This window comes from Streptomyces sp. ADMS, from assembly GCF_033441795.1.
In the GTDB taxonomy this organism is placed as follows: domain Bacteria; phylum Actinomycetota; class Actinomycetes; order Streptomycetales; family Streptomycetaceae; genus Streptomyces.
The window spans coordinates 1-3,018 of the sequence record NZ_JAVFVX010000259.1; the positions used below are offsets into that span (position 1 = coordinate 1).

Here is a 3,018-nt window from a genome sequence, read left to right on the forward strand (position 1 = left end):
CCCGAAGACCGGCCATGAGTCGGACTCGGGGTACTACTGGCTCCGCCAGGAGCCGTCCGTCCGAACGCCCGCCGCAGACGTTCCGTCAGCGTAGGCGATTTCGTCAGTGTCAGCGGCGAGCCGATGTTGGCGTCGGGGTGGTGCGCGTCATGGGTCACGGATGGTGCTCCGGAGAAGTGCGGGCGGGATGGTGGCATGCGGGGTCACGGCTACGGCCGTAGGTGGGAATGAGCGATCAGGCGGAGAGACGGGGACCGCCCTGACCGGTGGCCGGAGGAGTTCCGGCCACCGGCTGGCGGGCGATCAGCTGACGTTCCGACCGGCGCCGGGTTCCGACCGGAGGATTTCCATGACCTCGGTCAGCCTCTGGCCGCCGACCGTGTGTCCCTTGTCCCGTATGGCCTGTTGAACGATGCCCCGCGTGAGCTTGCGCTTCTTGGCCGCAGCGATCCGCCCGATCTCGACCAGTTCCTCTACCGTTGCGCTGACCGGACGACCGCCTCGCGGAAGGCCCTTCGAGATCCTGGGCGGCGTGTTCCGGTGGCCGGACGCGGTGGCTTGCGGTTGTCCGGTGTGTGCGGGCGGCAGAGCAGGCGGTTCCGGCGTCTCGACGGAACCGGTGGCGGGGCGGTCGAGAGACCGGTCGACCAGTTGGTGGATCTGCCGCATCAGCACTCCGAAAGCCAGCAGGGCTGCGGTCGGGGGAACCGCCGCGACCACGTAGTCGAGCAGGGGTGCGACGCTCTCATTGCCCGTGCCGCTCACCCCGGCCACGTTGAGCGAAATGGATCCGGCCGATCCGATGGCGGTCAGAGCGACCGCCCACCAATCGGTCACCCGGCGAAGGCCGGCGCGGAGCATCAGCAGTTCGCCCGCGACGATGAAGGCGTCCAGAGTCGCGGGCCAGGCCCATTGCCGGACCGGAAAACTTCCCAGCCCATGCTGCCCGGCTACCTGGGCGAGGTGTGCGTAGGAGAGCCAGAAGCCACCGGCGGTGAGGGCGACGATGACGGTTCCGGCAGCGGCAAGGGCGTATCGCTCGGCGGCATGCTCAGGCGTTGCCTCTCGCCTCGTTTGCCGGGCGCGGTGAGCGCGGGGCGTCTCGTGAGTCTGCTGGCTGGTGTCGTGGGGTGTGGCGGGTGTAGTCATGCGGGGGTTCTCCGAGGTGGTTCTGCGGAGGCGATCACGGCGTTCACGGAGGGGGCGTACACGTGAGCCCCCCTTCTAAAGGGGGGCTCACGCGTGATTGCTGGCGGGCGTGTACGGCGTGAACGCTCGCGTGATCGTCTGAACTGGGGTTTTGTGCGCGGCGTGTACGCCTGCGGTGTGGCGTGGGCCGGTGGGCGGGGGAGGGGGGCGTGTACGCCCTCGTGTACGGTCCCGGCGTCCGGCGGTGGGGTCAGGAGACGGCGCCGATATGGCGGACCGAGGCGCGGTAGCGGGTCTGTTGGCCGCCTCCGGTGCCCCCTGCGGCTCCTTCGGCCTTGTCCGCGAGGCCGGCCTTGACGAGGCGGTCCAGCGTGCGCCTGGCCTTCTCGGTGGCGGAGCGCTCCGGGTTGTTCGCCCCGGCTGTCCGTCGGGCCCTGGTGAGGAGGTGCAGTGATGAGCGGTGAAGAAGGCGCCTCCCGCGCGGGGCCGGAGCGGCCGCTGGCCGAGGACCACGTCGCTGAGCGCATCAAGCTCGAACGCGAGGCGCGCGGATGGAGCACGGTCACGCTCGCCGAGCGGATGGCTGACGCCGGCCACCCGGTCAATCAGTCGGCGATCTGGCGTATCGAGAGCGGCAAGCCCCGGCGACGGGTCAACCTCGATGAAGCGCTCGGCATCTGCAAGGTCTTCGACCTGACCTTCGACGAGCTGACCAGCCCGCCCGGCCAGCTCGCCAATCCGCTGGTCCGCCGCCTGGTCGGCGAGTACATCGCGAGATGGAAGGAATGGCGGGCCCTGGGTAAGGACATGCGCCGCATCCAGGACGAACTCGCGGAGTACACGAACGCGAACCCCAACCAGGAAGACATGGTCAAGGCTCTGCTGACCCACGAGCTGACCATCGCCTCGAACGGCGAGTTCCATCACCATCGCGGCGCCCCGACACGGCTCCGCAGCTTCCTCGGAGAGCGCATGGACGCTCCGACCGAACAGAGCTGACTCGACCCCTCGCTGCTACGAACAGCGGGGACTCGTCGTATCCGGCTCCATCTCTTCACGCCCATCCCTGAACGACTTGTCGGCAAAACGGGATTCGCCGTCCCATGGCTTGCCAGGAGAGGACCCTCCCTTGCGCCGAAACGAACTTCCGCTTGCCCAGATAGCCGACCTGCTGGACGTCCCCGAGGACGACCTGCGGAACCTGTTGTCCGGACGCCGTCCCCCCGAAGGCGACACCACCCTCGTGGCCCTCACCGTCGCCGAAGCCGCGCGACGCATCGGCATCGGCCGCACGAAGCTGTACGAGTACGTCACCTCCGGCGAGATCGCCTCGGTGAAGATCGGCAGCTTGCGCCGTATCCCAGTGGAGGCGGTGAACGACTTTCTGGCCCGGCGCCTCACGGTCGGCGACTTCGCAGCCGCAGCATGACGCGGGGCGCGACGGCGCAAGGCCGTCAGCCCAACGGCGGTTCGTCCATCTACCTCGGCAAGGACGGACGCTGGCACGGCCGCGTCACCGTCGGCGTCAAGGATGACGGCACGCCGGACCGGCGCCACGTCAGCCGCAAGACCCGCGCGGAGGTCACCAAAACCGTCAGGGAGCTGGAGCGGCAGCGGGACAAGGGCGCGGTACGCAAGGCCGGCGAGAGCTGGACGCTCGAGACCTGGCTCACCCACTGGGTCGAGAACATCGCAGCGCCGAACGTCTCCGAGAACACCATCGACGGCTACCGCGTCGCGGTGAACCACCACCTCATCCCCGGCCTGGGCGCCCACCGCCTGGAGAAGCTGGAGCCGGAACACCTGGAGCGCTTCTAGACCCGTACTTCGCGGGTCGTTGATTCGTATGGTGTGGCCGGTCGGGGGGTG

The 3,018-nt window shown here is 68.8% G+C and carries 3 protein-coding genes and 1 pseudogene; 3 read left to right on the forward strand and 1 reads right to left on the reverse strand.

Features of this window, described 5'->3' with window-relative positions:
• Positions 1–303: 303 nt before the first annotated feature.
• Complete coding sequence (locus RB628_RS40055) at positions 304–1,149, reverse strand: DUF2637 domain-containing protein (RefSeq protein ID WP_318325573.1); 846 nt, start codon at positions 1,147–1,149, stop codon at positions 304–306.
• A 453-nt stretch (positions 1,150–1,602) separates the two neighbouring features.
• Here RB628_RS40055 and RB628_RS40065 point away from each other — a divergent pair, with 453 nt between their 5' ends.
• From RB628_RS40065 to RB628_RS40075, 3 genes and pseudogenes are all read left to right on the forward strand, one after another.
• A complete protein-coding gene (locus RB628_RS40065) occupies positions 1,603–2,148 on the forward strand; it encodes a helix-turn-helix transcriptional regulator (RefSeq protein ID WP_318325574.1) in 546 nt (181 codons plus the stop codon).
• A gap of 130 nt (positions 2,149–2,278) precedes the next feature.
• Positions 2,279–2,578 (forward strand): helix-turn-helix domain-containing protein, encoded by a 300-nt coding sequence (locus tag RB628_RS40070; RefSeq protein WP_318325575.1) that lies wholly within the window; start codon positions 2,279–2,281, stop codon positions 2,576–2,578.
• Positions 2,575–2,964 (forward strand): annotated as a pseudogene (locus RB628_RS40075) (site-specific integrase); the annotation flags it as partial. The gene RB628_RS40070 and the pseudogene RB628_RS40075, both read left to right, overlap by 4 nt.
• Positions 2,965–3,018 lie beyond the last annotated feature (54 nt).

Excerpts from the sequence above, each read along its gene's own strand:
- RB628_RS40055 (WP_318325573.1), bottom strand. The coding sequence starts at position 1,149 with ATGACTACACCCGCCACACCCCACGACACCAGCCAGCAGACTCACGAG.
- RB628_RS40065 (WP_318325574.1), top strand. The coding sequence starts at position 1,603 with ATGAGCGGTGAAGAAGGCGCCTCCCGCGCGGGGCCGGAGCGGCCGCTG.